Here is a 22,848-nt window from a genome sequence, read left to right as displayed (position 1 = left end):
CCAGAGAAGACAGGAGCGCCGCGCCCCTGTCTTCTCTTCGTCAAAAATACTCCCGCCGGAGGCGTCCGACCGCCCCCGCCGGAGCAGAGGCCGGGCGGGCGGTGCCTCAGCGCCAGACCGGGTTCGACCAGGCGCGTTTGCCGGCCCGGTCGATCACCGTGACCCGCAGCCACGGGCTGTTGCGGAAGCGCTCCAGCGGCACCGTGGCCGAGGTCAGCGATTGGCCGTGCACCGCGGTCGCCGCCGAGCCCTGGCCCTGCACGATCACCGTCTGGACCGCCGAACTCTCGACCTCGACGCCGGTCTCGCTCAGCCGGACGGCGTGCAGCTCCGGGCCCTGGCTGGAGTAGAAATCGCCGCGTTTCAGTGCCGCGAGCAGCGCGTCGGGGGCATTTTCCTCGGCCTTGACCATGACCCAGCCGCCGAAATGGTCGGGCTCGGTGAAATGCGCGTCATCGGTGGCGACGAGGCTCAGGCGGCGGCCTTCGGAGAGCAGCAGGTCGGCAATGGCGGCACCGTCGGCGCGGTCGCAGCCGGTGGCGCAGCCGTGGTTGTAGATCTCGACCGCGTGGGCCGCGGCGAGGCCGCGCGCGTCAGCGAGCGTGAGCCCCGACCATTGCGGGTGGGCGATGGCGACGAAGGCGCCGGCATCACGGGCGCGGGCGGCGAGTTCGGAGCCGGTTTCCTGCCCCTCGACCGGCGCGAAGCCCGGCGCGTGGGGCGGCGCGAACTCCGTCGGCAGGCCCACGGCGAGGATGTGCCAGAGCTCGCCGTTGGCCATGGCGCCGGAGTGGATCTCGGCGCCGAGAATGGTGGTGAAGCCGGCCTCGCGGAAGGGCCGCGTGTCGGTGATCGGGTAGCCGTAGGCGCCGATGAAATGGTCGGTCAGGGCGAGGAAATCGTAGCCCTCGGCACGGTAGCGGCGGCAGACCTCCGCCGGCGTCAGGCCACCATCGGAGCGGTCCGAATGGGTGTGCAGGTTGCCGCGCCAGAACCGGCCCGGTGCGCTGAAGGCGGAAAGCGTCATCGCCTGTCTCCTCTCTGGGTCCGACAGGCGATAGCGTGGCGGCGCGACGGTTTCGTGACAAGTCCCCCGCGCGGGGCTCAGCGCCCGAAGGGTTCGCCCAGCGAGGCCACGCCGTTGATCTTCAGCAGCCGCTTGTTGGCCGAGATCGCGCCCAGCACGAGGATGGTGACGATATAGGGCAGGCTTGCCAGCAGTTGCGAGTTCAGCGCCACGCCGCCGGCCTGCGCGGCGAGCTGCGACAGCGACACCGCCCCGAAGAGCACCGCGCCAAACACCACCCGGCCGGTCATCCACGTGGCAAAGACCACCAGCGCCAGCGCGATCCAGCCGCGCCCGGCGATCATGCCCTCGGCCCAGAGCGGGGTGTAGACCGTCGCCGCGTAGGCCCCGGCAAAGCCCGCCATCAGCCCGCCGAACGCCACCGCGCCGTAGCGGATGGCGATGACGTTGTAGCCCAAAGCGCGCGCCGCGTGGGGGTTCTCGCCCACCGCGCGGATCACCAGCCCGAGCTTGGAAAACCGCAGCGTGGCCCAGATCGCCAGCGTCGCCAGCAGGCCCAGCCAGACCACCGCATCCTGCGAAAACAGCCCGCCCAGCAGCGGCAACTCCGACAGGCCCGGGATCGAGAGCTTGGGCAGGCCGGGCACGGTCAGGCTCTCGTAGCGCTTGCCGAACAGCGCCGAAAGCCCCTGCCCGAGGATGCCGATGGCAAGCCCGGCGGCGACCTGGTTGGCCCGCACCGCCAGCGCCAGCCAGGCGAAGACCGTCGCGAGCGCCGCGCTCGCCAGCCCCGCGGCGACAAAGCCCATCGCGTGGCCGCCGCTCTGGCGCACCACGATGAAGGCCACCACCGCGCCGAGCGCCATCATGCCCTCGATGCCGAGGTTCAGAACCCCCGAACGCTCGGCCACCAGCTCGCCCAGGGCGGCAAGCAGGAACGGCATGGCGGCGGCCAGCATGCCGGCGATGATGAAGGAGAGCGCGCTCATGCCGTCACCTCCTGCCCGTCACGCACCAGCCGGTAGCGCACGAGAACGATGGCCGCGAGGTAGCAGCAGAGCAGCGAGCCCTGGAACACCCGCACCGCGGCCACCGGCAGCCCGGCCGAGACCATGGCATTGTCGCCGCCGATATAGAGCGCTGCCATGAACAGCGAGGAGAACAGGATGCCCACCGGGTGCAGACCGCCCAGGTAGGCCACGATGATCGCCGCGTAGCCGTAGCCCGAGGCGATGCCGCGCTGCAGCTGCCCCATCGGCCCCGCCACCTCGGCGGCGCCCGCGAGCCCCGCCGCGAAGCCGCCGATCAGCAGCGACAGCCAGACCGCGCGCCCTTCGGAAAAGCCAGCATAGGCGGTGGCGTGCGGCGCCAGCCCGCCGACCACCAGCTGGTAGCCCTGAAAGCTCTTCTGCATGTAGACATAGGCCAGCGCCGTCCAGAGCAGCGCCAGGATCAGCGCCACGTTGACCCGGGTCCCGGGGATCAGGGTCGGCACCATCGCATCCCACTGGAACATCACCGTCTGCGGGAAGTTGAACCCCATCGGATCCTTCCACGGCCCCACCAGCAGATAGGCCAGAAGCTGCCCCGCGATCAGGCTCATCATCAGCGTGACAAGAATCTCGGAGGCGTTGAGCCGCACCCGCCAGAATGCCGGAAGCGCCGCCCAGAGCGCGCCGCCCACGCCGCCCAGCAGCAGCATCAGCGGCCAGATCCAGCCGCCCGTCGCCTGCGGGAACCAGACCGGGATGGCGCTGGCGAAGATCGCACCGAGGATGAACTGCCCCTCGGCGCCGATATTGATCACCTTGGCGCGGAAGCCGATGGCGAGCCCCTGCGCGATGAGCAGCAGCGGCGTCATCTTCAGGAGCACCTCCGAAAACGACGACCACGATACGAAGGGCTCGAGCAGCAGCGCATAGAACACCGCCGCCGGGTCGTTGCCCATGACGATGTAGAGCAGGAAGTTCAGCACGATGGCGAGCGCCAGAGCGCCCATCGGCGCGAGCACCGCCATGCGCCGCGAGGCGGTGGTGCGGCGGATCATCCGGATGCCCATCACGCGGCCCCCTCTTCTGCGCCGATCATGTAGCGGCCAACCTCCTCGACCCGCGTCTTCGAGACCGTAAGAGACGGCGACAGCCGCCCCTCGCGGATCACCTGGATGCGGTCGCAGATCTCGAACAGCTCTTCGATCTCCTCGGAGATCACCAGCACCGCGACACCGGCGTTGCGCATGTCGACGAGGCGGCGGCGGATCTCGGTGGCGGCGCCGATATCGACGCCCCATGTGGGCTGCGAGACAAAGAAGAGATTCGGGGCCAGCTCCATCTCGCGCCCGACGATGAATTTCTGCAGGTTGCCGCCCGAAAGCGCCCCGGCCTCGGCCTGCGGGCCCGGCGTACGCACGTCGTAATCGGCGATGCAGCGGCGGGTGAACGCGTCTTCGGCACCCCGGTCGATCAGGCCGCGCCTGACGAGGCCGAGCCCGTGGGCGGTCAGCAGGCTGTTGTCCGAGAGCGACATCTCCGGCACCGCGCCCCGGCCCAGCCGCTCTTCGGGGACGAAGGCAAAGCCCAGCTTGCGGCGCGCGGCGGCGCCGAGATCGCCCACCGGCTGACCGAACATCATCACCTCGTCGCGGGCCTCGGCATGGCGGCGGGTCTCGCCCGAGATCAGACGCGCCAGCTCGCCCTGCCCGTTGCCCGAGACGCCGGCGATGCCGAGGATCTCGCCCGCGTGCAGCTTCAGGCTCACCGCCTTGAGCGACATCTGGAACGGGTCGTCGGGCTGGTAGTCGAGCCCCGCCAGTTCAAGCAGGACTGGCCCCGGCTCGCGCGCCGCGAAGGCGCGAGCCTCGGGCATGTCACGCCCGATCATCATCTGCGCGAGGTCATGCGCGTCATGCTCGCGCGGGTCCACGTTGCCGGTCACCGCGCCGTCGCGCAGGATGGTGGCGTGGTCGCAGATCGAGCGGATCTCCTCGAGCTTGTGCGAGATGAACAGGATCGAGACGCCCCGGTCGCGCAGCTTCAGCAGGGTCTCGAACAGCGTCTTGACCGATTGCGGCGGCAGCACCGAGGTCGGCTCGTCGAGGATCAGGAGCTTGGGATTGGTCATCAGGCAGCGGATGATCTCGACCCGCTGCCGCTCGCCGACCGAGAGCGCGTGGACATGCGCCAGCGGGTCGACCTCGAGCCCGTAATCCTGGCCCAGCTGGCGGATGCGGGCCACCAGCGCGCGCTTCTTCCCCGGCACGATGAGCGAGATATTCTCGACAACGGTCAGAGTCTCGAAGAGCGAAAAATGCTGGAACACCATACCGATGCCCTGCGACCTTGCCTCGTTGGGAGAGCTTGGCGAGACGAGGTTGCCCCGCCAGCGCATCTCGCCCGCGTCCGGGCTTTCGACGCCGTAGATCAGCTTCATCAGCGTCGATTTGCCGGCGCCGTTCTCGCCGAGGATGGCGTGGATCGAGCCCTCCGCGACATCGAGATCGATGTCGCGGTTGGCCCGCACGGTCCCGTAGCTCTTCGAGAGGCCCCGAAGAGAGAGCAGCGGCGCCGGCATCGTCAGGTCAGTTCGGCAGCGGCGTGGTCACGCCGGCGACGTGCCAGTCCATCGAGACGATCGCCTCGTCGGGCAGCGTCTCGCCGTCCTCGACACCTACCGTCTCGTCCTGCTTGACGATGCGGCCGGTGAACGGGTGGAACGAGCCATCGGCAATCGCCGCCTCGACCTCGTCGATCTTGGCCTTGGTCTCGGCGGGGATGTCGGGGTTCCAGTCGACCACCTTCACCACGTTGTCCTCGACGCCGAGGAAGGCGTTGCGGCCCTCGAACGTGCCGTCGAGATGGCCTTTCACCGACTCCATGAAGAACGGCGACCAGTCGGTCTCGACGCAGCCGAGATACTTGGTCGGCGCGTTTTTCTTCATCGACGAGTTGAGGTTGAACACGTAGGCGCCTGCCTCTTCGCAGACCGATACCACCGAGGGCGTATCCTGCGCGTTGGAGAAGATCACGTCGCAATCCTGCGCCAAAAGGGCCTTGGCGGCGTCCTGCTCCTGAGCCGGGTCGAACCACGAGTTCACCCAGACCACCGAGACCTCGATATCCGGGTTCACCGATTGCGCGCCCAGCGTGAAGGCGTTGATCGAGGTGATGAGTTCGGGGATCGCGAAGGCCGAGACCGAGCCCAGCTTGCCGGTCTTCGACAGCGCCGCGGCGGCCATGCCCATCAGGTAGGTGCCCTGGAAATACTTCGCGGCGAAGGGCGAGAAGTTCGGCGCGACCATGAAGCCCGAGGCGTGCAACACGGTGACATCGGGGTTGCGGCGGGCGATCTGCATGGCGCCGTTCTGGTAGCCGAAGCTGCCGGCGAGCAGGAACTTGGCGCCGTCCGCGACGACCTTGTTCATGATGCGGTCGGCATCGGGGCCCTCGGGGATATTCTCGAGGATGGTGATATTCACGCTGTCGCCGTACTCGGCCTTGATCGGCTCGAGCCCCATGGCCAGCGCGTGCGACCAGCCGACCTCGCCCACCGGCGAGGGCACGACCAGCGCGATGCCGAGCGGATCCTGCGCGTGTGCGATGGAGGGCGCGATGCCGGCGGCGAGGCCGGTGGCGGCCGAGGTCTGAAGGAACCGGCGGCGGTTGAGAGGCTTCGTCATGTCTTGGTTACTCCCTGTTTTATATATCTATCTTGGCAAGTGCGGCTTCGGCGTCGGCGACCATCTCGCGCTCGTCGAGCCCGGGGAATGCCCCGTCGGCCCAGACGATCTTGCCGTTGACCATGGTCATGTCGGTGGCCATGCCGATGCCCACGCGCGGGATCAGGCTCTCGGGGTCGTGGCGGGTCCCGACATAGTCCATGCGGCGGCTGTCGATGGCGAAGAGATCGGCGGCCATGCCGGGCACCAGCTGGCCGATATCCGTCCGGCCCAGCAGCGAGGCGCCGCCCGAGGTGCCGTAGCGCAGGAAGGCCGCGGGCTCGGGCACCTTGTGGCTGCGGCTCGAGGCGACGAGGCATTGCAGCATGTAGGCCGAGTGCAGGCAGTGCATGAGATTGGAATTGTCGTTGCTCGCCGCTCCGTCGCAGCCCAGCCCCACCCGCACGCCAAGCGCCTCCATCGCCGGGATCGGCGTGACCTCGGCGCCCACGAGGTAGACCGGCTCGGGGCAATGCGACACGCCGGTGCCGCTCGCCGCCAACTGGCGCAGCTCGTCCTCGGTCAGCTCCCAGCAATGGGCATAGAAGGTGTCGGGCCCGCAGAAGCCCATCTCCTCGAGATAATCGACCGTGCGCATGCCGTGGCGGGCGCGGATCACCTCGCTCTCGCCCTCGCCCACATGGCTGTGCAGGATCGCGCCTTTGTCGCGCGCAAGCCGGATGCTCTCGACAAAGGTCTCGCGGTAGCAGTTCACCGGCTGGCACGGCGCCAGCGAGACCTGCCGCATCGAGAACGGCCCGGCATCGTGATAGGCGTCGATCAGCCGCTCGCAATCGGCAAGGAATTCATCGGTAGTCTCGAGCATCTCGTCGGGGATCGTCGAGCCCTCGGACTTGGGCAGCGTGTTGGTGCCGCGACCGGCATGGAAGCGGAGGCCGATCTTCTCGGCGGCCTCGAACTGGCGGTCGACGATATTCTTCCCGGCCTTGCGCGGAAAGCAGTACTGGTGGTCGAAGGCTGTGGTGCAGCCATGCTTGGCGAGCTCCGCCATCGCCGTCAGAGAGCTGTGATAGAAGCTCTCCTCGGTGAGCTGGGCAAAGATCGGGTAGATCCGGTCGAGCCACTCGATCACCGAGAGCTTGGTCCAGTCGAGTTCCACGCGGTTGCGCACGAAGCACTGGAAGAAATGATGATGCGTGTTGACGAGGCCCGGGTAGACGAACCAGCCGGCCGCGTCGATCACCTCCGCCCCCGGTGCGCTGAGCCCCGGCCCGATCGCCTTGATCGCCGGGCCCTCGGTCAGCAGGTCGACATCGCGCAGCACCTCGTTGCCGGTCACCACGGCGGCGCAGCCCTTCAGCAGGTATCCGGACATGTCAGGCCTTCTCCTTCCGGATCACCTCGGGCATCGGCCCGGGCTCGGGCTTCAGTTCGTGCAGGCGGTGAATGCCGGGCATCTCGATGAAGCCGTCCAGCGCCCGGATCGCCCGCATCCAGAGCCGGATCGAGGGGTACGGATCGAGCGGCAGCCCGCCATCGGGCGCCAGCGCCACGTGCGGGAAGCAGGCGATGTCGGCAATCGTCGGTCGGTTGCCTGCAAGGAAGCCCTCGCCTCGCCGCCGCGCCGCCGAGAGCGCCGCCTCGAGCTCGCGCAGCGCCTGAGTGGCCTGCCCGCGCAGCGCCGCGATCTCGCCCTCCGCCAGCAGCATGTCATGCGCGCGCGCAGCACCCGCACTGTCGGTCAGCCTCTGCGCGAAAGCCAGCCACTGGGCGACGCGGGCGCGCATGGCGGGCGTGTCCTCGCCAAGCCAGGCCGGCGCGTCATGGGCGGCCAGATAGGTCAGGATCGCGGTGCTCTCGGTCAGCACCAGGCCATCGTCCTGCAGCACCGGGATGGTCCCCGCCGGGTTTAGCGCCAGCATCGGCTCGGAGAGATGCTCCTGCCCGGGGTGGAAATCCACGGGGCGCAGATCGAGCCGGCGCCCGATCAGCGCCGCCATCAGCCGCACGCGGTAGCACGAAGGTGAGAGGATATAGTCGTAGAGGATCATGCCGCCACCAGTTGCGCGCCGTAGGTGAAGCCATGCCGCTTGAGCCAGCGGCGATAGGCGATCGAGGTCATGTCGGCCCGGGTCGGGATCTCCATCCCGGGATCGAGCGGCAGCAGCGCGGGGAGCTGGTTTTCCAGCACCGAGCGGTCCTGCACGAAGATCATCTGCTGGAAATGGATCAGGTCGGTCATCTCGGCGTCGTCATCGTAGAGCGCCATCCACGGCCAGACATCGCAAAGCGTCTCGGTCAGCGGCTGCACGAAAAGCGCGATGACGTCCCACTCGCCGGGCTTCGGCGGGCAGGTCTTGTAGAGCACCGAACAGGTCGGGGCGCAGACGCGGTACATGTAATCGGTGGTGATGCCGCCCTCGGCGGATTTCGCCGCCTGCGGCTGGAAGAACTTCACCTTGGTGGCCCAGACCTCGTCGACATCATCGCGGATCTCGACCTCGTAGCGCTCGACCTCGGTGTGCGGCTCGGAGCCGAGGATGTCGGTGTGCACGAAGGGGAAATGCGCGATGTCGAGGAAGTTCTCCACCGCGCGCAGCGGCGAGCAGCGCACCCGGCAGACGCCGACATCGACAAGCCGCCGCCCGGGCTGATCGGCCTCGGGGATGGTGAAGAGATCCTTCGCGGGCGTGCCCAGCGAGGTCCAGACATGGCCGAAGCGGTCGATGACCGGCAGCGCGCGGCCAGCGCCGTCGCTGACCTGCGGCTGGCCGCCGTCGCGGAAGACCCGGATCGGCTCGCCCATCAGCAGCGTGTCGCGGCCTGCTTCGGTGAGTTGTTTGGTCATCCCCACCGGGTACCAGTGATCGCGCATCGCGCCCGTCTCGCTCATGCCGTCACCCCCTCTTCCACCCGCCGCCGCAGCGCCTCCGCCGCCACCGAGAGCGCATCGAGCTCCGCAGCCCCCAGCGCCTCCGGCGCCAGCAGATGCAGCCCCACCGCGCCATCGCGCAGCGGCTGGATCAGCGCCACCACCGTGGCGCCGCCAAGCGCGGCTTCGACCACCAGCCCGCTGCCGCCAAGCGCGCCGGCCAGCGCCTCCGGCGCGGCCTTCACCTGCAGCGAGCGAAACGCCTCGAACCCCGGAAACTCCGGCGGCGGCGCCTCCGGCGCCTCCACGGCCACCCAGATCACCCCGCTCGCCTCGACCGCCCGGAACACCGGCACCTTGATCGCCTCGGGCGGGGTCAGCTCGGGATGGGCCGGGATGCGTACGCATTGCCCGCCCTCGCCATAGCCCCAGCCGTGATAGATGCAGGACAGCCGCTCGCCGCGCACGTAACCGTGCGACAGCCGCATGCCGCGATGCGGGCAGCGGTCGGCCCAGGCGGCGATGCGCCCGGAGGCGCTGCGCCAGATCGCGAGGTCATGCGGCCCGAGCTGCCCCGGCGCGGCGGAGGCCGCGGGGATGTCGTCGGAAAGCGCGGCGGGGGTCCAGTCGGTGGGCACGGTGTCTCCGGTCTTGCGTGTGGGCGCGGGCCGGGTTTCGATCCGAGCCCGCCGCGCTCATCATGGCGATGCCGCCCCCCGGAGACCAGAGATCGGCTGCAGAAATCGCACAGCGTTTTGGCGGAACGCCCGAAAAGCGGGCAAAAAATCGAAGCGTTTTTACGTCACGGAAATCCGTTTGCGCACAATCGACTCGACCCAGGCATCGATGGGCCCCAGCAGACAGCCCATCTCCATCGCGTCGAGCAGCGCCGGCGCGCCCTCGAACTCCACTGCCAGCCGCCCCGGCGTGCAGTCGCGAAGCCGCATCCCGAGCCCGAGACGCGCCGCGTGGCGCTCGACCCAAGGCAGGAAGAGCGGCGTGCCGAGCGCGCCTTCGATGGTGAATTCTTCCCGCGTCATGCCCGTCCTGCCGATCCGTCGCCAACAGGCCGAGCAAACGCGCTTTCCCGGCAAGCGTCAATCCCTGCACCGGCCCGCGTGCCCGGCTCACCGGCCTTGCGCGCACGGCCCTGCCGGACGCCTCCGGCGGGAGTATTTTTGACGAAGAGAAGACAGGGGCGCAACGCTCCTGCCTTCTCTGGTTTCCAAATACCTCGGGGGAGTCCGCGCTTGCGCGGGCGGGGGCAGCGCCCCCAACCTGAGACGGCGGGGCTCAGCCCATGCGTTCGGAGGCGTAGCTGCCCGGAGAGGCCGGGAACACCACCGTCTTGTTGCCATTGAGGAAGACCCGGCGGTGGATGTGGGCGTGGATCGCGCGCGCCAGCACCTGCGCCTCGACATCGCGGCCAAGCGAGACGTAATCCTCCGGCGATTGCGCATGCGTGACGCGCACCGTGTCCTGCTCGATGATCGGACCTTCATCGAGATCCGCGGTGACGTAGTGCGAGGTCGCCCCGATCAGCTTCACGCCGCGCTCGAAGGCCTGTTTGTAGGGGTTCGCGCCCTTGAAGGACGGCAGGAAGGAGTGGTGGATGTTGATGATCCGCCCCGACATCACCCGGCACATCTCGTCCGAGAGGATCTGCATGTAGCGCGCCAGCACCACGAGCTCGGCGCCGGTCTCCTCGACCACCTCCATGATCCGCGCCTCGGCCTGCGGCTTGTTTTCCTTGGTCACCCGGATGCAATGAAACGGGATGTCGTGGTTCACCACCACCTTCTGGTAATCCATGTGGTTCGAGATCACCGCCACGATGTCGATCGGCAGCGCCCCAATGCGCCAGCGGTAAAGCAGGTCGTTGAGGCAGTGCCCGAAGCGCGAGACCATGATGATGACCTTCATCTTCTCGGCCTCGTCGTGGAACTCGAAGTCCATCTTGAGGCTCTTCGCGGTCTCGGCAAAGCGCTCGCGCAGCTCCTCGAGCGTCGCGCCCTGCTCGGACATGACGCTGACGCGCATGAAGAAATTGCCGGTCTCGAAATCGTCGAACTGCGAGCTGTCGGTGATGTTGCAGCCCTGCTCGGCGAGGAAGGCGGCGATCGCCGCGACAATCCCGCGGGTCGACGGGCAGGTCACGGTGAGGGCGAATTTGCTCATGCTCAAATCTCCGTTCGATGGGCGGCCGCGGCCAGCGCGTGCCAGAGGCTTTCCGCCGCCGAGCGCATGCCCAGCACCGCCAGCCGGGTGTCGCCGGAACGAATGACGAAGACGCTCATGTGATGCAAGCCCGTGCGCGTCGCGCGACCGGGCGAAAGCGACGCCGGCGGCAGGTTGACCAGCTTTTCAGCCAGCGCCAGCAGCGCCGCCCCGCCCGCCTCCGAGACGATCTCGACCACCACCCAAGCGTCGGTCTGCTCGGTGACCGAGCAGCCGGGCGCCTGTTGCCGGACGGCGGCGGCGAAATCTTCCGCGGCGCGGCCCTGAGCGGCGATCATCCACTGGTCGGGGCCGGTCCAGAACGCCTCGACGCCCTGCACCGACGCCATGCAGCCGGGGTCCGGCAGCGTCAGCCCGAAGGGCTGCGGCGCGGCGGTGCCGCGGCGGAGCGCCAGCGAGGCCAGCCCGATGTCGGGGCGCTCGGCGAGCGTCAGCGCGCCGAAGCGCGCGTGGCGCGGCTCGGACTGGCCGAGCGCGGTGAGGGGGGCGAGATCAGTCACGCAGACGCTCTCCTTCCGGGTCGATGAAATGCGGGCTGACGACGGTCACGAGGCACTCGTCGCCCTCGAGCGGGTTGGCCGCGACGATCTCGGAGCCGATGCGCGCCGCGCCGTCTTCGAGGAAGCCGAGCGCGATGTGGCTTTCGAGATGCGGCGAGTAGCAGGCCGAGGTCACCCAGCCCTGATCGCTGGCGGTGTCGCGCGCGGCACCGGGCAAAAAGAGATGCGCGCCGGCAGGAATCTTCTGCGCGGGATCGAGCGGCATCAGCCCCACCAGACGGCGCGTGTCCGCCTCGAGCGCAGCGCGCCGCGACATCACCGCGCCGATGCTGTCCTTCTTCTTCGACACCATCTGGCCAAGCCCAAGCATCGCGGCGGTGGTCTGGCCGTTGAGCTCGGCGCCGGCCGCATGGCCCTTCTCGATGCGCAGCACTGCCAGCGCCTCGGTGCCATACGGCGTCACGCCGAGATCGGCCCCCTGCTCCATCAGCCGCGCCATCAGCGCGTTGCCATAGCGCGCCGGCACCGCGATCTCGTAGGCAAGCTCGCCGGAGAACGAGATCCGGAAGAGACGCGCCCGAAGCCCGCCGCAGATCGTCAGCTCGGCGCAGGCCATGAAGGGGAAGGCCTCGTTCGACAAATCGGCCTCGTCGACGATGCGCGACAGCAATTCGCGCGATTTCGGCCCCGCCACGGCGATCTGCGCCCAGGCGTCGGTGGTCGAGATGAGTTGCACGTCGAGCTCGGGCCAGAGGCATTGCCGGGCAAACTCCATCTGGCGATAGACGAGGCCTGCGTTCGCGGTGGTGGTTGTGACCACGTAGTGATCCTCGGCCAGCCGGGCGCAGGTGCCGTCATCGTAGAGGATGCCGTCCTCGCGCAGCATCAGCCCGTAACGTACCTTGCCGACCTTCAGCGTGCCCATCATGTTGGCGTAGATCCGGTGCAGGAATTCGCTCGCATCGGCGCCCTGCACGTCGACCTTGCCGAGCGTCGTGACGTCGCAGAGCCCCACGCCCTTGCGCACCGCCAGCACCTCGCGGTCGACGCTCTCGCGCCAGTGGCTCTCGCCGTCTCGCGGGAAATACTGCGCCCGCATCCATTGCCCGACCTCGACGAATTCCGCGCCGTGCTCTTGCGCGAAGCTGTGCGTGGGCGTGAGGCGGCGCGGGCGGAAATGGGCGCCGGTGTCGCCACCGCCGAGCACGCTCAGCGCGACCGGCGTGTAGGGCGGGCGGAAGATGGTGGTGCCGGTCTCGGGGATCGCCTTGCCGGTGAGCTCGGCCATGACCGCGAGCGCGGTGACGTTGGCGGTCTTGCCCTGATCGGTGGCCATGCCGAGCGTGGTCCAGCGCTTGAGGTGCTCGACGGGGCGCATGTTCTCCTTGTGCGCCAGCGCGATATCCTTGACCGTCACGTCATTCTGGAAATCGACCCAGGCGCGGCCCTGTCCCGGCACGTGCCAGACTGCCGCCTGCGCGACGGGGGCATCCTCGGCCTGCGGCAGATCGGGCAGCGTGGCGGTCAGCCCCAGATCGGTGAGCGCCGCCTGCGCGGTCTCCGCCCCCGAGCAGAGCGCCGCATGGGTCGTGCCCTGCCCCGCCGCAGCCCCGGCGACGCGCATGCCAGGGGGCATGTCGGCGGGGGGCAGGAAGGCCTGATGCGCGTCGCTCCAGGCCGGGCGGCCACGGTGGTGCGAGGCGAGGTGGATATTGGGGTTCCAGCCGCCCGAGACCCCGAGCACGGCGCATTCGAGCCATTCAGAGCGGCCATTCTGGCTGATCTGGATCGAGGACAGCGCTCGCCGCCCCTGCGCGCCGGTGACCTGTGCGCCGGCATAGAGCTGGTACTCGCCGAGGCGCGGCGCGTCCTTGCGCGGGTCGATCACCGCCAGCACCGGGACGCCATGGGCCAGCAGGTCCAGCGCGGTGCGGTGGCCGTCGTCATTGCTGGTGAAGATCGCCACACGGTCGGAGGCTTTCGCCTGCGGCGACACCGCCCAGCGGTTGGCATAGGCGCGCAGCGCGCCGCCGAGCATGATGCCGGGGCGGTCGTTACCGGCGAAGGGGATGTGGCGCTCGGTGGCACCGGCGGCGAGCAGGCTGCGCGAGGCAGTGATGCGCCAGAGCGTCTGGCGCACGGTCTGCGGCACCGGCAGGTGATCGCCAACCCGCTCGACCGCGCCAAAAATGCCGTGATCGTAGGCTCCGAAGACCGTGGTGCGGCGCAGGATGCGCACGTTGGGCAGGCTCTCGAGCTCGGCCTCGGCGCGGGCCACCCAGTCGGATGCCGGGGCATCGTCGAGCGTATGGCGCTCGAAAAGCAGCCGCCCGCCGAGGCGGAAATCCTCGTCGGCGAGGATGACGCTGGCGCCGGCGCGACCGGCGGTCAGCGCCGCCGCAAGCCCCGCCGCGCCGCCACCGATCACCAGCAGGTCGCAATGCAGGAAGCCGTGGTCATAGGCGTCGGGATCGGGTTCGGAGGCGAGTTTGCCGAGACCCGCGGCGCGGCGGATCATCGGCTCGTAGACCTTCTCCCAGAAGGCGGCGGGCTGCATGAAGGTCTTGTAGTAGAACCCGGCGGCGAAGAACGGCGACAGCGCATCGTTGACCGCCAGCGCGTCGAAGGCGAGCGACGGCCAGCGGTTCTGGCTGCTGGCTTCGAGCCCGTCATAGAGCTCGACGCAGGTGGCGCGGGTGTTGGGCTCGGCGCGGGCGCCACTGCGCAGGGTGACGAGCGCGTTGGGCTCTTCGGAACCGGCGCTGAAGATGCCGCGCGGGCGGTGATACTTGAAGCTGCGCCCGACCAGCCGCACGCCGTTGGCGAGCAGCGCCGAGGCCAGCGTGTCGCCCGGATGGCCCTGGTAGATCCTGCCGTCGAAGCGGAAGGAAAGGGTCTTGCTGCGGTCGATGAGGCCGCCCTTCAGCCGGGTCATGCGCCGCCCCTTCGCTTGACGTCCGAGGCGAGCTCGGCCGAGACGATCTCGTGGGTGACGGTGTCGCGGGTGACCACAAGCCAGGAGCGGTCGCCCTGTTCATGGAACCAGAGCTCGCGATGCAGCCCGGCGGGGTTGTCGCGCAGGTAGGTGTAGTCGAAAAAGGCGGCCTCGGCGCCTTGGGCCATGCCGTCGGGGCGGTTCAGCAGCGCGGCGTCGCCGAGATAGGTGAACTCCTGCGCGTCGCGCGGGCCGAGGAGAGGGTGCGGGATCAGCATGTCGCGCCTCAGTGCAGGTTGGGTTGGGCGCCAACGCCCTTTTCGTCGATCAGCGCACCGCGCTGGAAGCGGTCGAGCCGGAAGGCCGTCGCGGTCTCGTGCGGGCGGCCGGTGGCCAGCAGGTGGGCGAAGGCGTAGCCGCTGGCGGGCGTCGCCTTGAAGCCGCCGTAGCACCAGCCCGCGTTGAGATAGAGCCCGTCCACATGGGTGGCATCGATGATCGGAGAGCCGTCCATCGACATGTCCATGATGCCGCCCCAGCTGCGCAGGAGCCGCGCCCGGCCGATCATCGGCATCAGCGCCATGCCGCCCTCGACCACGTCTTCGACCACCGGCAGGTTGCCGCGTTGGGCGTAGGAGTTGTAGCCGTCGATATCGCCGCCGAAGACCAGCCCGCCCTTGTCGGACTGGCTGACGTAGAAATGCCCGGCGCCGAAGGTGATGACCCCGTCGATGCACGGCTTGAGCCCTTCCGAGACGAAGGCCTGCAGCACGTGGCTCTCGATCGGCAGGCGCATGCCGGCCTTCTCCATCACCCGCCCCGTCGAGCCCGCCACGGCGACGCCGACCTTTTTCGCGCCGATATAGCCGCGCGTGGTCTCGACGCCGCGGATCGCGCCGCCCTCGATGCGGAAGCCGGTAACCTCGCAGTTCTGGATCAGGTCGACGCCCTTGCGGTCGGCGCCCCTCGCATAGCCCCAGGCCACGCCGTCATGGCGCGCGGTGCCGGCGCGGCGCTGCAGCAACCCGCCCTTGATCGGGAAGCGGGCGTTGTCGAAATTGAGGAACGGGTACATCGCCCGGACGCCGTCCTGGTCGAGCAGCTCGGCATCGGCACCGGCCAGCAGCATGGCGTTGCCGCGGCGGCGGAAGGCATCGCGCTGGCCGTCGCTGTGGCAGAGGTTGAGAATCCCGCGCTGGCTGACCATGGCGTTGAAGTTGAATTCCTGCTCCAGCCCCTCCCAGAGCTTCATCGAGAACTCGTAGAACGGCTCGTTGCCGGGCAGCAGGTAGTTGGAGCGAATGATCGTGGTGTTGCGGCCGATATTGCCCGAGCCGAGCCAGCCCTTCTCGAGCACCGCGACGCGCGCCTCGCCGAAGGTGTTGGCGAGGTAATAGGCGGTGGCGAGCCCGTGGCCGCCGCCACCCACCACGATGATGTCATACTCGGGCTGGGGCTCGGGATCGCGCCAGAGCGGCTTCCAGCCCCTGTGGCCGGTGAGCCCTTCCCACAACACCCGAAGGCCGTTGAACTGCATGTGGCACCCTGTTTCCTGGAGTCTGGCCGGCGCGGGGCAAAATTCTTCGAGAAGAATTTTGGCGCCCCCCGCGCCGGCCGGTGGAGACAATTTCTTCTGCGAAGAAATTTGCCCGGTCAGATGTCGAGCGTGTGCTCGCGTTCCCAGCGGGAGAAATGCGACACGAAACTGTCCCATTCCTCGCGCTTCTTCTTGATGAAGGAGGCCGAGAACTCTTCGCCCAGCATCGCCTTCAGCTCGGCATCGGCATCGAAGCCGCGGATCGCGTCAAGCATGTTCAGCGGCAGGCGCGGCGCGCCGCTCACGGTGTGGCCTTCGGCATACATGTCGATGTCGTAGCGCGGGCCGGGATCGGCCTTGGAGCGGATGCCCGAAAGGCCGGCGGCGATGATCACCGCCTGCAGCAGGTAGGGATTGGCCGCCCCGTCGGGCAGGCGCAGCTCGAAGCGGCCCGGGCCCGGCACACGCACCATGTGGGTGCGGTTGTTGCCGGTCCAGGTCACCGTGTTGGGCGCCCAGGTGGCGCCGGAGACGGTGCGCGGGGCGTTGATGCGCTTGTAGCTGTTGACCGTGGGGTTGGTGATCGCGGCCAGGGCCTCGGCATGTTTCATGATGCCGCCGAGGAAATGCCCGCCCTGCTCCGACAGCCCCACCTCGCCGATCTGGCCGCCGGCGTCGCCGGCGAAGGCGTTGGTTGTGCCGCTCGTGTCCCAGACCGAGATATGCGCGTGGCAGCCATTGCCGGTCAGCCCCTCGATCGGCTTCGGCATGAAGGTGGCGCGCAGCCCGTGCTTCTCGGCCACGGATTTCACCATGAACTTGAAGAAGCTGTGGCGGTCGGCGGTGACGAGGGCGTCGTCGAATTCCCAGTTCATCTCGAACTGGCCGTTGGCGTCCTCGTGATCGTTCTGGTAGGGGCCCCAGCCGAGCTCGAGCATGTAGTCGCAGATCTCGCCGATGACATCGTAGCGGCGCATCACCGCCTGCTGGTCGTAGCAGGGCTTGGCGGCAGTGTCGGCCTCGTCGGAGATCTCGGTGCCTTCGGGGGTCAGCAGGAAGAACTCGGCCTCGACGCCGGTCTTGACCCGAAGGCCTTCGGCGGCGGCTTCCTTGATCAGCTTGCGCAGCACGTTGCGCGGGGCCTGGGCGACCTCTTCGCCTTCCATGACGCAATTGGCCGCGACCCAGGCGACTTCGGGCTTCCAAGGCAGCTGGATCACCGTCTCGGGATCGGGCACGGCAAGCATGTCAGGATGCGCCGGGGTCATGTCGAGCCAGGTGGCGAAGCCGGCAAAGCCGGCGCCCTCCTCGGCCATGCCGGCGATGGCCTGCGCCGGGACCAGCTTGGCGCGCTGGCCGCCGAACAGGTCGGTGAAGGAGATCATGAAGTATTTCACGCCCTTTTCCTGGGCGAAGGCGGCGAGGTCGGTCATTCTTGTCGGTTCCCTGTCATCTGTATCGGGCCGCTGGTCGGGCCCCGGTGGCCTCTTCGGGCCCCTTGCGAGCTGTCGGACCGCCTGGCCGGTCCGAGCGGGGGGGGGGCGCTGCCCCCCGTCGCGTTCCGCGACTCCCCCCGGGATATTTCTGGCCAGAAGAAGCAGCGGGCGCTTCTCCGGGCGGTGGTCAGAAGCCCGGCTTGCCGGGGTACCAGTCGGTTCCGGCGAGGGGCACCTGGGCCATGGCGGCGGCCTCCATGGTCAGCGCACAGAGATCCTCGGGCTCGAGATTGTGCACGTGGCTCTTGCCGCAGGCGCGGGCCAGGGTCTGGCATTCGAGGGTGAGCACGTTGAGGTAGTTGCGCAGGCGTCGGCCGGCCTCTACCGGGTCGAGACGCGCCATCAGCTCGGGATCCTGGGTGGTGATGCCCGCCGGGTCGCGGCCTTCGTGCCAGTCATCGTAGGCGCCGGTGGTGGAGCCGAGCTTCTGGTATTCCGCCTCCCACTTGGGATCGTTGTCGCCGAGCGCCACCAGCGCGGCGGTGCCGATGGAGACCGCATCGGCCCCCAGCGCCAGCGCCTTGGCGACATCGGCGCCGGTGCGGATGCCGCCCGAGACCACCAGCTGCACCTTGCGGTGCATGCCGAGATCCTGGAGGGCTTTGACGGCGGGGCGGATGCAGGCCAGCGTCGGCTGGCCGACATGCTCGATGAACACGTCCTGCGTGGCGGCGGTGCCGCCCTGCATGCCATCGAGCACGATGACATCGGCGCCGGCCTTCACCGAGAGCGCCACGTCGTAATAGGGGCGCGCGCCGCCGACCTTGATGTAGATCGGCTTTTCCCAGTTGGTGATCTCGCGCAGCTCGAGGATCTTGATCTCGAGATCGTCGGGGCCGGTCCAGTCCGGGTGGCGGCAGGCGGAGCGCTGGTCGATGCCGACCGGCAGGTCGCGCATGCCGGCGACGCGCTCGGTGATCTTCTGGCCGAGCAGCATGCCACCGCCGCCGGGCTTGGCGCCCTGCCCCACCACCACCTCGATGGCATCGGCGCGGCGCAGGTCGTCGGGGTTCATGCCGTAGCGCGAGGGCAGGTACTGGTAGACCAGCTTCTCGGAATGGCCGCGCTCTTCCTCGGTCATGCCGCCATCGCCGGTGGTGGTCGAGGTGCCGGCCATGGTGGCGCCGCGGCCCAAGGCCTCTTTCGCGGGGCCGGAGAGCGAGCCGAAGGACATGCCGGCGATGGTGATCGGGATCTTCAGCTCGATCGGTTTCTTGGCGAAGCGGGTGCCGAGGGTGACGCCGGTCTCGCATTTCTCGCGGTAGCCCTCGAGCGGGTAGCGCGACATCGAGGCGCCGAGGAACAGCAGGTCATCGAAATGCGGCACCCGGCGTTTGGCGCCACCGCCGCGGATGTCGTAGATGCCGGTCTGGGCGGCGCGGCGGATCTCGGAATTCGTCTCGTTGGAGAAGGTCCAGGACTGGCGCGGCATGGTTTGGGGCGTGTCTTTCATCGGGCCGTCCTCAGTATTCGTCTGCGTGGTCGATGTTGAAATTGTAGAGCTTGCGGGCCGAGCCGTAGCGCTTGAACTCCTCGGGCTTCGCATCCGCGCCGGCCTTCTCGAGCAGATCCTTGAGGATCTCGAGATGCTCCGGGCGCATCTCCTTCTCGATGCAGTCGGCGCCCAGCGACTTGACCGCGCCGCGCACGAAGAGCCGCGCCTCGTAGAGGCTGTCTCCCAGCGCGTCGCCGGCATCGCCCAGCACCACGAGATTGCCCTTCTGCGCCATGAAGGCCGACATGTGGCCGATATTGCCATGCACCACGATGTCGATGCCCTTCATCGAGATGCCGCAGCGGCTCGAGGCGTTGCCCTTGATGACCAGCAGGCCGCCATGGCCCGTGGCGCCGGCATATTGCGAGGCGTCGCCCTCGACGATCACCGTGCCGCTCATCATGTTCTCGGCAGCGCCCGGGCCGACCGAGCCCTCGACATGCACCGTGGCGAGCTTGTTCATGCCGGCGCAGTAATAGCCGGTCGAGCCCTTCACGGTGACCTCGATCTCGGCATCGAGCCCGACGGCCACGGCATGGCTGCCGCGCGGGTTGCGGATCTCGAACTGGGTGTAATTGGTCGTGGGCGCGCCCTGCAGGGCGGCGTTGACCTCGCGCAGCTCCATCTCGCTCATGTCGAGGGTCTGCACGTCGGTGGTGGCGGCGGTTGCGGTTGCGGTCATCGCTCAGCGCTCCCAGAAATAGACGGTGGCGGGCTCGGGTTCCCAGACGCGGGCGGCCTCGATGCCAGGCAGGTTGGCGAAGGCGCGGTATTCCGAGCCGAAGGCGACGTAATCGTCGGTCTCGGCCATCACCGCGGGCTTGCAGGCGATCGGGTCGCGGACAACGCCGAAGCCGGTCTTGGTGCCCATGACGAAGGTGAAGAAACCGTCGAGATCGTCAAGCGTGCCTTCCAGCGCCTCGCCGAGATTGGCGCCTTCGGCAATGCGCGATGAGATGTAGCAGGCCGCGACCTCGGTGTCGTTCTCGGTGCGCGGGGCGAAGCCCTTCTCGGTCAGGATGCGGCGCATCTGGTTGTGGTTCGAGAGCGAGCCGTTATGGACGAGACACTGGTCCTCGTCGGTCGAGAACGGGTGTGCGCCGAGCGTGGTGACGGCGCTTTCGGTGGCCATGCGGGTGTGGCCGATGCCGTGGCTTCCGCCCATGGCGCGGAGGTTGAAGCGAGCGGCGACGTCCTTCGGCAGGCCGATCTCCTTATAGATCTCCATCGCCTCGCCAAGACCCATGATACGCAGGCCGCGGGCTTCGAGGAAGGCGATGGCGGCGTCGCGCGAGCCCTCGGGCAGGGTCAGCACCGCGTGGGTATCGATGGCCTTCATCGCGACCGGGGCGCCCAGCGCCTCGCCGAGCGCGGTGTCGAGCCCGGCAAAATCGCTCTCGGGGGTGTCGGACTGCACCGTCACCTTCAGGCCGTCGCTGTCATCGCCGTAGATCGCGATGCCGGCCGAGTCGGGGCCGCGGTCGGTCATGGTGATGAGCATGTCCGTCAGCATGTCGCCCAGTTTCGGGCGAAGGTCGTCCTTCTTCAGGAACAGGCCAACAATGCCACACATGGTTTTCTCCGTTCGTCATCCGGGCGGTGGGCGCCCGCGTTCTCTGTAGATTGGATAACGCCGTCGCCGAGTTTACTTCAAGGAAAAAAACTTCACTCAGGGAAAAGTCGTTGAATCCCACGGTATGACGCTGTGGGAATGCCGGGATTCTGTGCAGAGGGGGGCTTTGAGCGGCTGGCAAAGGCGGGGCATCAAACAGTTGGCAAAGGCGGGGCATCGAGCCGCTGGATGCCGCCAAGGGCCGAAACATCGGGCGCCCGCCGCGCAGCGCCGGACCGCGGGGTGGCGATCTCGGCTGTGATCCTCTCGATTTATCCCAGCCAAGTCTGAAAGACCTCGACGCGTGGTACCAAGTCTCACCAAATCGCCGGCCCATGCGGGCGGTCCGGCGATGCGCGGCGGCCTGCGGCCTTGATCCCGCGCAGGCCAGGTTCGAACCGCACACGCAGCCCCTCTTGGAGAGGTCCGCCGCAGCCGGTGTCCTTGCCGGAGAGCCGGGAGCCTGTCCCGCCCCCTCACCGCGCCTGCGGATAGGTGATGATCGACAGATACCGTGCCGGCAGCTCGACCAGCCCCTCCGGCCCGTGCGGCGCGTCTGAATCGAACAACAGCGAGTCACCCGGCTCGAGCAGGTAGCGCTGGTCGCCGTGGCGGTAGTCGAGCACGCCCTCGAGCATGTAGATCAGCTCGATCCCCTCGTGTTGGAAGGCCGGGAAACGGTCGCTGTCGCTGTCGAGGGTGATCAGGTAGGGTTCGACCACTACGCCCGAGTTGTTCGAGCCGATATGGCCCAGAAGATTGTACTGGTGCCCCGCCCGCGTGCCCGCACGTTCGATCTCGACCCCCTGCCCCGCCTTCACATGCATCGCCCCGCGCGGCTCCTCGAAGCCCGAGAAGAGCTGCACCAGCGGCACCCGCAGCGCGTTGGCCAGCGCCTGAAGGGTGTTGAGCGAGGGCGAGATCACCCCGTTCTCGATCTTCGACAGCATCCCCACCGAAAGCCCGGTCTGCTGCGCCAGCTCCGAGCCTGTCATGCGCTGACGCTTGCGCAGCTCGCGGACCTGGCGGCCGATGGCGACCTCGAGGTTCTTCTCGCGCTGCTCGCGCACCGCATGCGGGTTCTGGGTGAGCTTCGACTGCGAGCCGTTCTTCATGCGTTTTCCATTTCCGGTCGGGGTGTCCCGTGGTGCAGGTCCGGGCAGGTTCATGTCAAGCCTCCCGTCCGGAAGGGCCGACAGCGCCCGCCGGGCGCGCAGAACGGGAGAGACCGGAAATGGATCGTCATTCACACCTCAGCTTGCAAAGCAGCTCTTGTAGAGCGGCAGGATGTTGTCCGGCGTCAGCGCCACCGGGTTGCAGGCCGCCGTCGGATCTTTCAGGGCCGAGGCGCAGAGCGCATCGAAATCCGGATCGGTGACCCCCAGCGCGTCGAGCGTCTTGGGAATGTCGAGCGCGGTGAGCAGATCCTCGACGAAGAGCAGGAAAGCGTCGAAGGAGGGCTCGAGGCCGAGATAGGCTGCGGCGCGGGCGATCTTCTCCTCGATGGCGGGGCGGTTGAAGCGCAGCACCGGCAGCATGACGACGCCGTTGGTGGTGCCGTGATGGGTGTCGTGATGGGCGCCGATCGGGTGGCTCAGCGAGTGGATCGCGCCGAGCCCCTTCTGGAAGGCGGTGGCGCCGGCGGCGGCGGCGGTCATCATCTGGGCACGGGCCTCGAGATCGCTGCCGTCCTTGTAGGCGCGCAGCAGGTACTCCTTGCAGAGCCGCAGCCCCTCGAGCGCAACGCCATCCGACATCGGCGCATAGGCCGGCGCGCAATAGGCCTCGATGCAATGCGCCAGCGCGTCGACCCCGGTGCCGGCGGTGATGAAGGGCGGCATGCCCACGGTCAGCTCGGGATCGCAGATCACCTGCGCCGGCATCATCTTGGGGTGGAAGATGATCTTCTTCTCGTGGGTCTCGGAATTGGTCAGCACAGCGGCGCGGCCAACCTCGGAGCCGGTGCCGGCGGTGGTGGGCACCGCGATGATCGGCGCGATGGCATCGGCATCGGCGCGGGTCCACCAATCGCCCACGTCCTCGAACTCCCAGACCGGGCGGCTTTGCCCGGCCATGAAGGCGATGAGCTTGCCCAGGTCGAGCCCAGAGCCGCCGCCGAAGGCGATGACGCCGTCATGCCGCCCCTGCTTGAAGGCCACGACACCGACACCGAGATTGCGCTCGTTGGGGTTGGGATCGACATCGGCGAAGAGGTCGCAATCGAGCCCCGAGCGCTTGAGGATGTCGAGCGCCTGCGCGGTGATCGGCAGGTCGGCGAGGCCGCGGTCGGTCACCAACAGTGGCTTGGAGATGCCTGCGGCGTGGCAGGCGTCGGCCAGCTCGGCGATGCGCCCGGCGCCGAAGCGGATCGGGTTCGGCCAGGACCAGTTGGCGGAGAAAGTCATTTCGGGTCGTCCTTCGTTCAGTCGGGCATCCAGCCCTGTATTCAGCGTGGCATTCA

The 22,848-nt window shown here is 68.2% G+C and carries 21 protein-coding genes; all 21 read right to left on the bottom strand.

The features are described from left to right. Positions 1 to 106 precede the first annotated feature (106 nt). Complete coding sequence (locus KUV62_RS11650) at positions 107 to 1,027, bottom strand: PHP domain-containing protein (protein WP_222603859.1); 921 nt, start codon at positions 1,025 to 1,027, stop codon at positions 107 to 109. A 77-nt stretch (positions 1,028 to 1,104) separates the two neighbouring features. Further along, complete coding sequence (locus tag KUV62_RS11645) at positions 1,105 to 2,016, bottom strand: ABC transporter permease (RefSeq protein ID WP_222603858.1); 912 nt, start codon at positions 2,014 to 2,016, stop codon at positions 1,105 to 1,107. Next, complete coding sequence (locus tag KUV62_RS11640) at positions 2,013 to 3,086, bottom strand: ABC transporter permease (RefSeq protein WP_222603924.1); 1,074 nt, start codon at positions 3,084 to 3,086, stop codon at positions 2,013 to 2,015. The genes KUV62_RS11645 and KUV62_RS11640 overlap by 4 nt, the downstream gene beginning before the upstream one ends. Then, entirely contained in the window at positions 3,086 to 4,597 is a 1,512-nt protein-coding gene (locus tag KUV62_RS11635; RefSeq protein ID WP_222603857.1) for an ABC transporter ATP-binding protein, read from the bottom strand. Before KUV62_RS11635 ends, KUV62_RS11640 begins: the two co-directional genes overlap by 1 nt. A gap of 7 nt (positions 4,598 to 4,604) precedes the next feature. Next, positions 4,605 to 5,702, bottom strand: a complete 1,098-nt coding sequence (locus KUV62_RS11630; protein ID WP_222603856.1) for a BMP family ABC transporter substrate-binding protein — start codon at positions 5,700 to 5,702, stop codon at positions 4,605 to 4,607. Positions 5,703 to 5,721: 19 nt separating this feature from the next. Continuing rightward, positions 5,722 to 7,077 carry an amidohydrolase gene (locus KUV62_RS11625; protein WP_222603855.1) on the bottom strand — a complete coding sequence of 452 codons (1,356 nt, stop codon included), beginning with the start codon at positions 7,075 to 7,077 and terminating at the stop codon, positions 5,722 to 5,724. Between the two features lies 1 nt (position 7,078). Continuing rightward, positions 7,079 to 7,753 (bottom strand): glutathione S-transferase family protein, encoded by a 675-nt coding sequence (locus KUV62_RS11620; protein ID WP_222603854.1) that lies wholly within the window; start codon positions 7,751 to 7,753, stop codon positions 7,079 to 7,081. Then, the gene (locus KUV62_RS11615) at positions 7,750 to 8,595 is read right to left on the bottom strand and encodes an aromatic ring-hydroxylating oxygenase subunit alpha (protein WP_222603853.1); all 846 of its coding nucleotides are present in this window, start codon (positions 8,593 to 8,595) and stop codon (positions 7,750 to 7,752) included. The genes KUV62_RS11620 and KUV62_RS11615 overlap by 4 nt, the downstream gene beginning before the upstream one ends. Beyond that, the gene (locus tag KUV62_RS11610) at positions 8,592 to 9,212 is read right to left on the bottom strand and encodes a Rieske 2Fe-2S domain-containing protein (protein ID WP_222603852.1); all 621 of its coding nucleotides are present in this window, start codon (positions 9,210 to 9,212) and stop codon (positions 8,592 to 8,594) included. Before KUV62_RS11610 ends, KUV62_RS11615 begins: the two co-directional genes overlap by 4 nt. A 159-nt stretch (positions 9,213 to 9,371) precedes the next feature. After that, positions 9,372 to 9,614 (bottom strand): acylphosphatase, encoded by a 243-nt coding sequence (locus KUV62_RS11605; protein WP_222603851.1) that lies wholly within the window; start codon positions 9,612 to 9,614, stop codon positions 9,372 to 9,374. 253 nt (positions 9,615 to 9,867) lie between these two features. Beyond that, positions 9,868 to 10,752 (bottom strand): formyltetrahydrofolate deformylase, encoded by an 885-nt coding sequence (gene purU / locus KUV62_RS11600; protein ID WP_222603850.1) that lies wholly within the window; start codon positions 10,750 to 10,752, stop codon positions 9,868 to 9,870. A gap of 2 nt (positions 10,753 to 10,754) precedes the next feature. Further along, positions 10,755 to 11,312, bottom strand: coding sequence for a sarcosine oxidase subunit gamma (locus tag KUV62_RS11595; RefSeq protein ID WP_222603849.1), 558 nt, complete (start codon positions 11,310 to 11,312; stop codon positions 10,755 to 10,757). Further along, entirely contained in the window at positions 11,305 to 14,247 is a 2,943-nt protein-coding gene (locus KUV62_RS11590) for a sarcosine oxidase subunit alpha family protein (protein ID WP_222603848.1), read from the bottom strand. The genes KUV62_RS11595 and KUV62_RS11590 overlap by 8 nt, the downstream gene beginning before the upstream one ends. Then, a complete protein-coding gene (locus tag KUV62_RS11585; protein WP_222603847.1) occupies positions 14,244 to 14,525 on the bottom strand; it encodes a sarcosine oxidase subunit delta in 282 nt (93 codons plus the stop codon). Before KUV62_RS11585 ends, KUV62_RS11590 begins: the two co-directional genes overlap by 4 nt. Positions 14,526 to 14,533: 8 nt before the next feature. Then, positions 14,534 to 15,784 carry a sarcosine oxidase subunit beta family protein gene (locus KUV62_RS11580; RefSeq protein WP_222603846.1) on the bottom strand — a complete coding sequence of 417 codons (1,251 nt, stop codon included), beginning with the start codon at positions 15,782 to 15,784 and terminating at the stop codon, positions 14,534 to 14,536. Positions 15,785 to 15,900: 116 nt separating this feature from the next. Next, complete coding sequence (gene glnT / locus KUV62_RS11575; RefSeq protein ID WP_222603845.1) at positions 15,901 to 17,217, bottom strand: type III glutamate--ammonia ligase; 1,317 nt, start codon at positions 17,215 to 17,217, stop codon at positions 15,901 to 15,903. A 190-nt stretch (positions 17,218 to 17,407) separates the two neighbouring features. After that, entirely contained in the window at positions 17,408 to 18,733 is a 1,326-nt protein-coding gene (locus tag KUV62_RS11570) for an FMN-binding glutamate synthase family protein (RefSeq protein ID WP_222603844.1), read from the bottom strand. 10 nt (positions 18,734 to 18,743) lie between these two features. Continuing rightward, a complete protein-coding gene (locus KUV62_RS11565) occupies positions 18,744 to 19,409 on the bottom strand; it encodes a protein GlxC (RefSeq protein WP_410000855.1) in 666 nt (221 codons plus the stop codon). Between the two features lie 51 nt (positions 19,410 to 19,460). Continuing rightward, positions 19,461 to 20,348, bottom strand: coding sequence for a class II glutamine amidotransferase (locus KUV62_RS11560; protein WP_222603843.1), 888 nt, complete (start codon positions 20,346 to 20,348; stop codon positions 19,461 to 19,463). Positions 20,349 to 20,863: 515 nt separating this feature from the next. Further along, positions 20,864 to 21,502, bottom strand: coding sequence for a helix-turn-helix domain-containing protein (locus tag KUV62_RS11555; RefSeq protein ID WP_222603842.1), 639 nt, complete (start codon positions 21,500 to 21,502; stop codon positions 20,864 to 20,866). A gap of 138 nt (positions 21,503 to 21,640) precedes the next feature. After that, positions 21,641 to 22,792 (bottom strand): iron-containing alcohol dehydrogenase, encoded by a 1,152-nt coding sequence (locus KUV62_RS11550; RefSeq protein WP_222603841.1) that lies wholly within the window; start codon positions 22,790 to 22,792, stop codon positions 21,641 to 21,643. Positions 22,793 to 22,848 lie beyond the last annotated feature (56 nt).

The organism is Salipiger bermudensis (assembly GCF_019801965.1).
Lineage (GTDB): Bacteria > Pseudomonadota > Alphaproteobacteria > Rhodobacterales > Rhodobacteraceae > Salipiger > Salipiger bermudensis_A.
This window is presented reverse-complemented; position numbering and strand designations above follow the sequence as displayed.

Excerpts from the sequence above, each read along its gene's own strand:
- KUV62_RS11615 (WP_222603853.1), bottom strand. The coding sequence starts at position 8,595 with ATGAGCGAGACGGGCGCGATGCGCGATCACTGGTACCCGGTGGGGATG.
- KUV62_RS11630 (WP_222603856.1), bottom strand. The coding sequence starts at position 5,702 with ATGACGAAGCCTCTCAACCGCCGCCGGTTCCTTCAGACCTCGGCCGCC.
- KUV62_RS11650 (WP_222603859.1), bottom strand. The coding sequence starts at position 1,027 with ATGACGCTTTCCGCCTTCAGCGCACCGGGCCGGTTCTGGCGCGGCAAC.
- KUV62_RS11625 (WP_222603855.1), bottom strand. The coding sequence starts at position 7,077 with ATGTCCGGATACCTGCTGAAGGGCTGCGCCGCCGTGGTGACCGGCAAC.
- KUV62_RS11620 (WP_222603854.1), bottom strand. The coding sequence starts at position 7,753 with ATGATCCTCTACGACTATATCCTCTCACCTTCGTGCTACCGCGTGCGG.
- KUV62_RS11555 (WP_222603842.1), bottom strand. The coding sequence starts at position 21,502 with ATGAAGAACGGCTCGCAGTCGAAGCTCACCCAGAACCCGCATGCGGTG.
- KUV62_RS11580 (WP_222603846.1), bottom strand. The coding sequence starts at position 15,784 with ATGCAGTTCAACGGCCTTCGGGTGTTGTGGGAAGGGCTCACCGGCCAC.
- purU (WP_222603850.1), bottom strand. The coding sequence starts at position 10,752 with ATGAGCAAATTCGCCCTCACCGTGACCTGCCCGTCGACCCGCGGGATT.
- KUV62_RS11585 (WP_222603847.1), bottom strand. The coding sequence starts at position 14,525 with ATGCTGATCCCGCACCCTCTCCTCGGCCCGCGCGACGCGCAGGAGTTC.
- glnT (WP_222603845.1), bottom strand. The coding sequence starts at position 17,217 with ATGACCGACCTCGCCGCCTTCGCCCAGGAAAAGGGCGTGAAATACTTC.
- KUV62_RS11565 (WP_410000855.1), bottom strand. The coding sequence starts at position 19,409 with ATGAGCGAGATGGAGCTGCGCGAGGTCAACGCCGCCCTGCAGGGCGCG.
- KUV62_RS11550 (WP_222603841.1), bottom strand. The coding sequence starts at position 22,792 with ATGACTTTCTCCGCCAACTGGTCCTGGCCGAACCCGATCCGCTTCGGC.
- KUV62_RS11605 (WP_222603851.1), bottom strand. The coding sequence starts at position 9,614 with ATGACGCGGGAAGAATTCACCATCGAAGGCGCGCTCGGCACGCCGCTC.
- KUV62_RS11570 (WP_222603844.1), bottom strand. The coding sequence starts at position 18,733 with ATGAAAGACACGCCCCAAACCATGCCGCGCCAGTCCTGGACCTTCTCC.
- KUV62_RS11590 (WP_222603848.1), bottom strand. The coding sequence starts at position 14,247 with ATGACCCGGCTGAAGGGCGGCCTCATCGACCGCAGCAAGACCCTTTCC.
- KUV62_RS11560 (WP_222603843.1), bottom strand. The coding sequence starts at position 20,348 with ATGTGTGGCATTGTTGGCCTGTTCCTGAAGAAGGACGACCTTCGCCCG.
- KUV62_RS11640 (WP_222603924.1), bottom strand. The coding sequence starts at position 3,086 with ATGGGCATCCGGATGATCCGCCGCACCACCGCCTCGCGGCGCATGGCG.
- KUV62_RS11635 (WP_222603857.1), bottom strand. The coding sequence starts at position 4,597 with ATGCCGGCGCCGCTGCTCTCTCTTCGGGGCCTCTCGAAGAGCTACGGG.
- KUV62_RS11645 (WP_222603858.1), bottom strand. The coding sequence starts at position 2,016 with ATGAGCGCGCTCTCCTTCATCATCGCCGGCATGCTGGCCGCCGCCATG.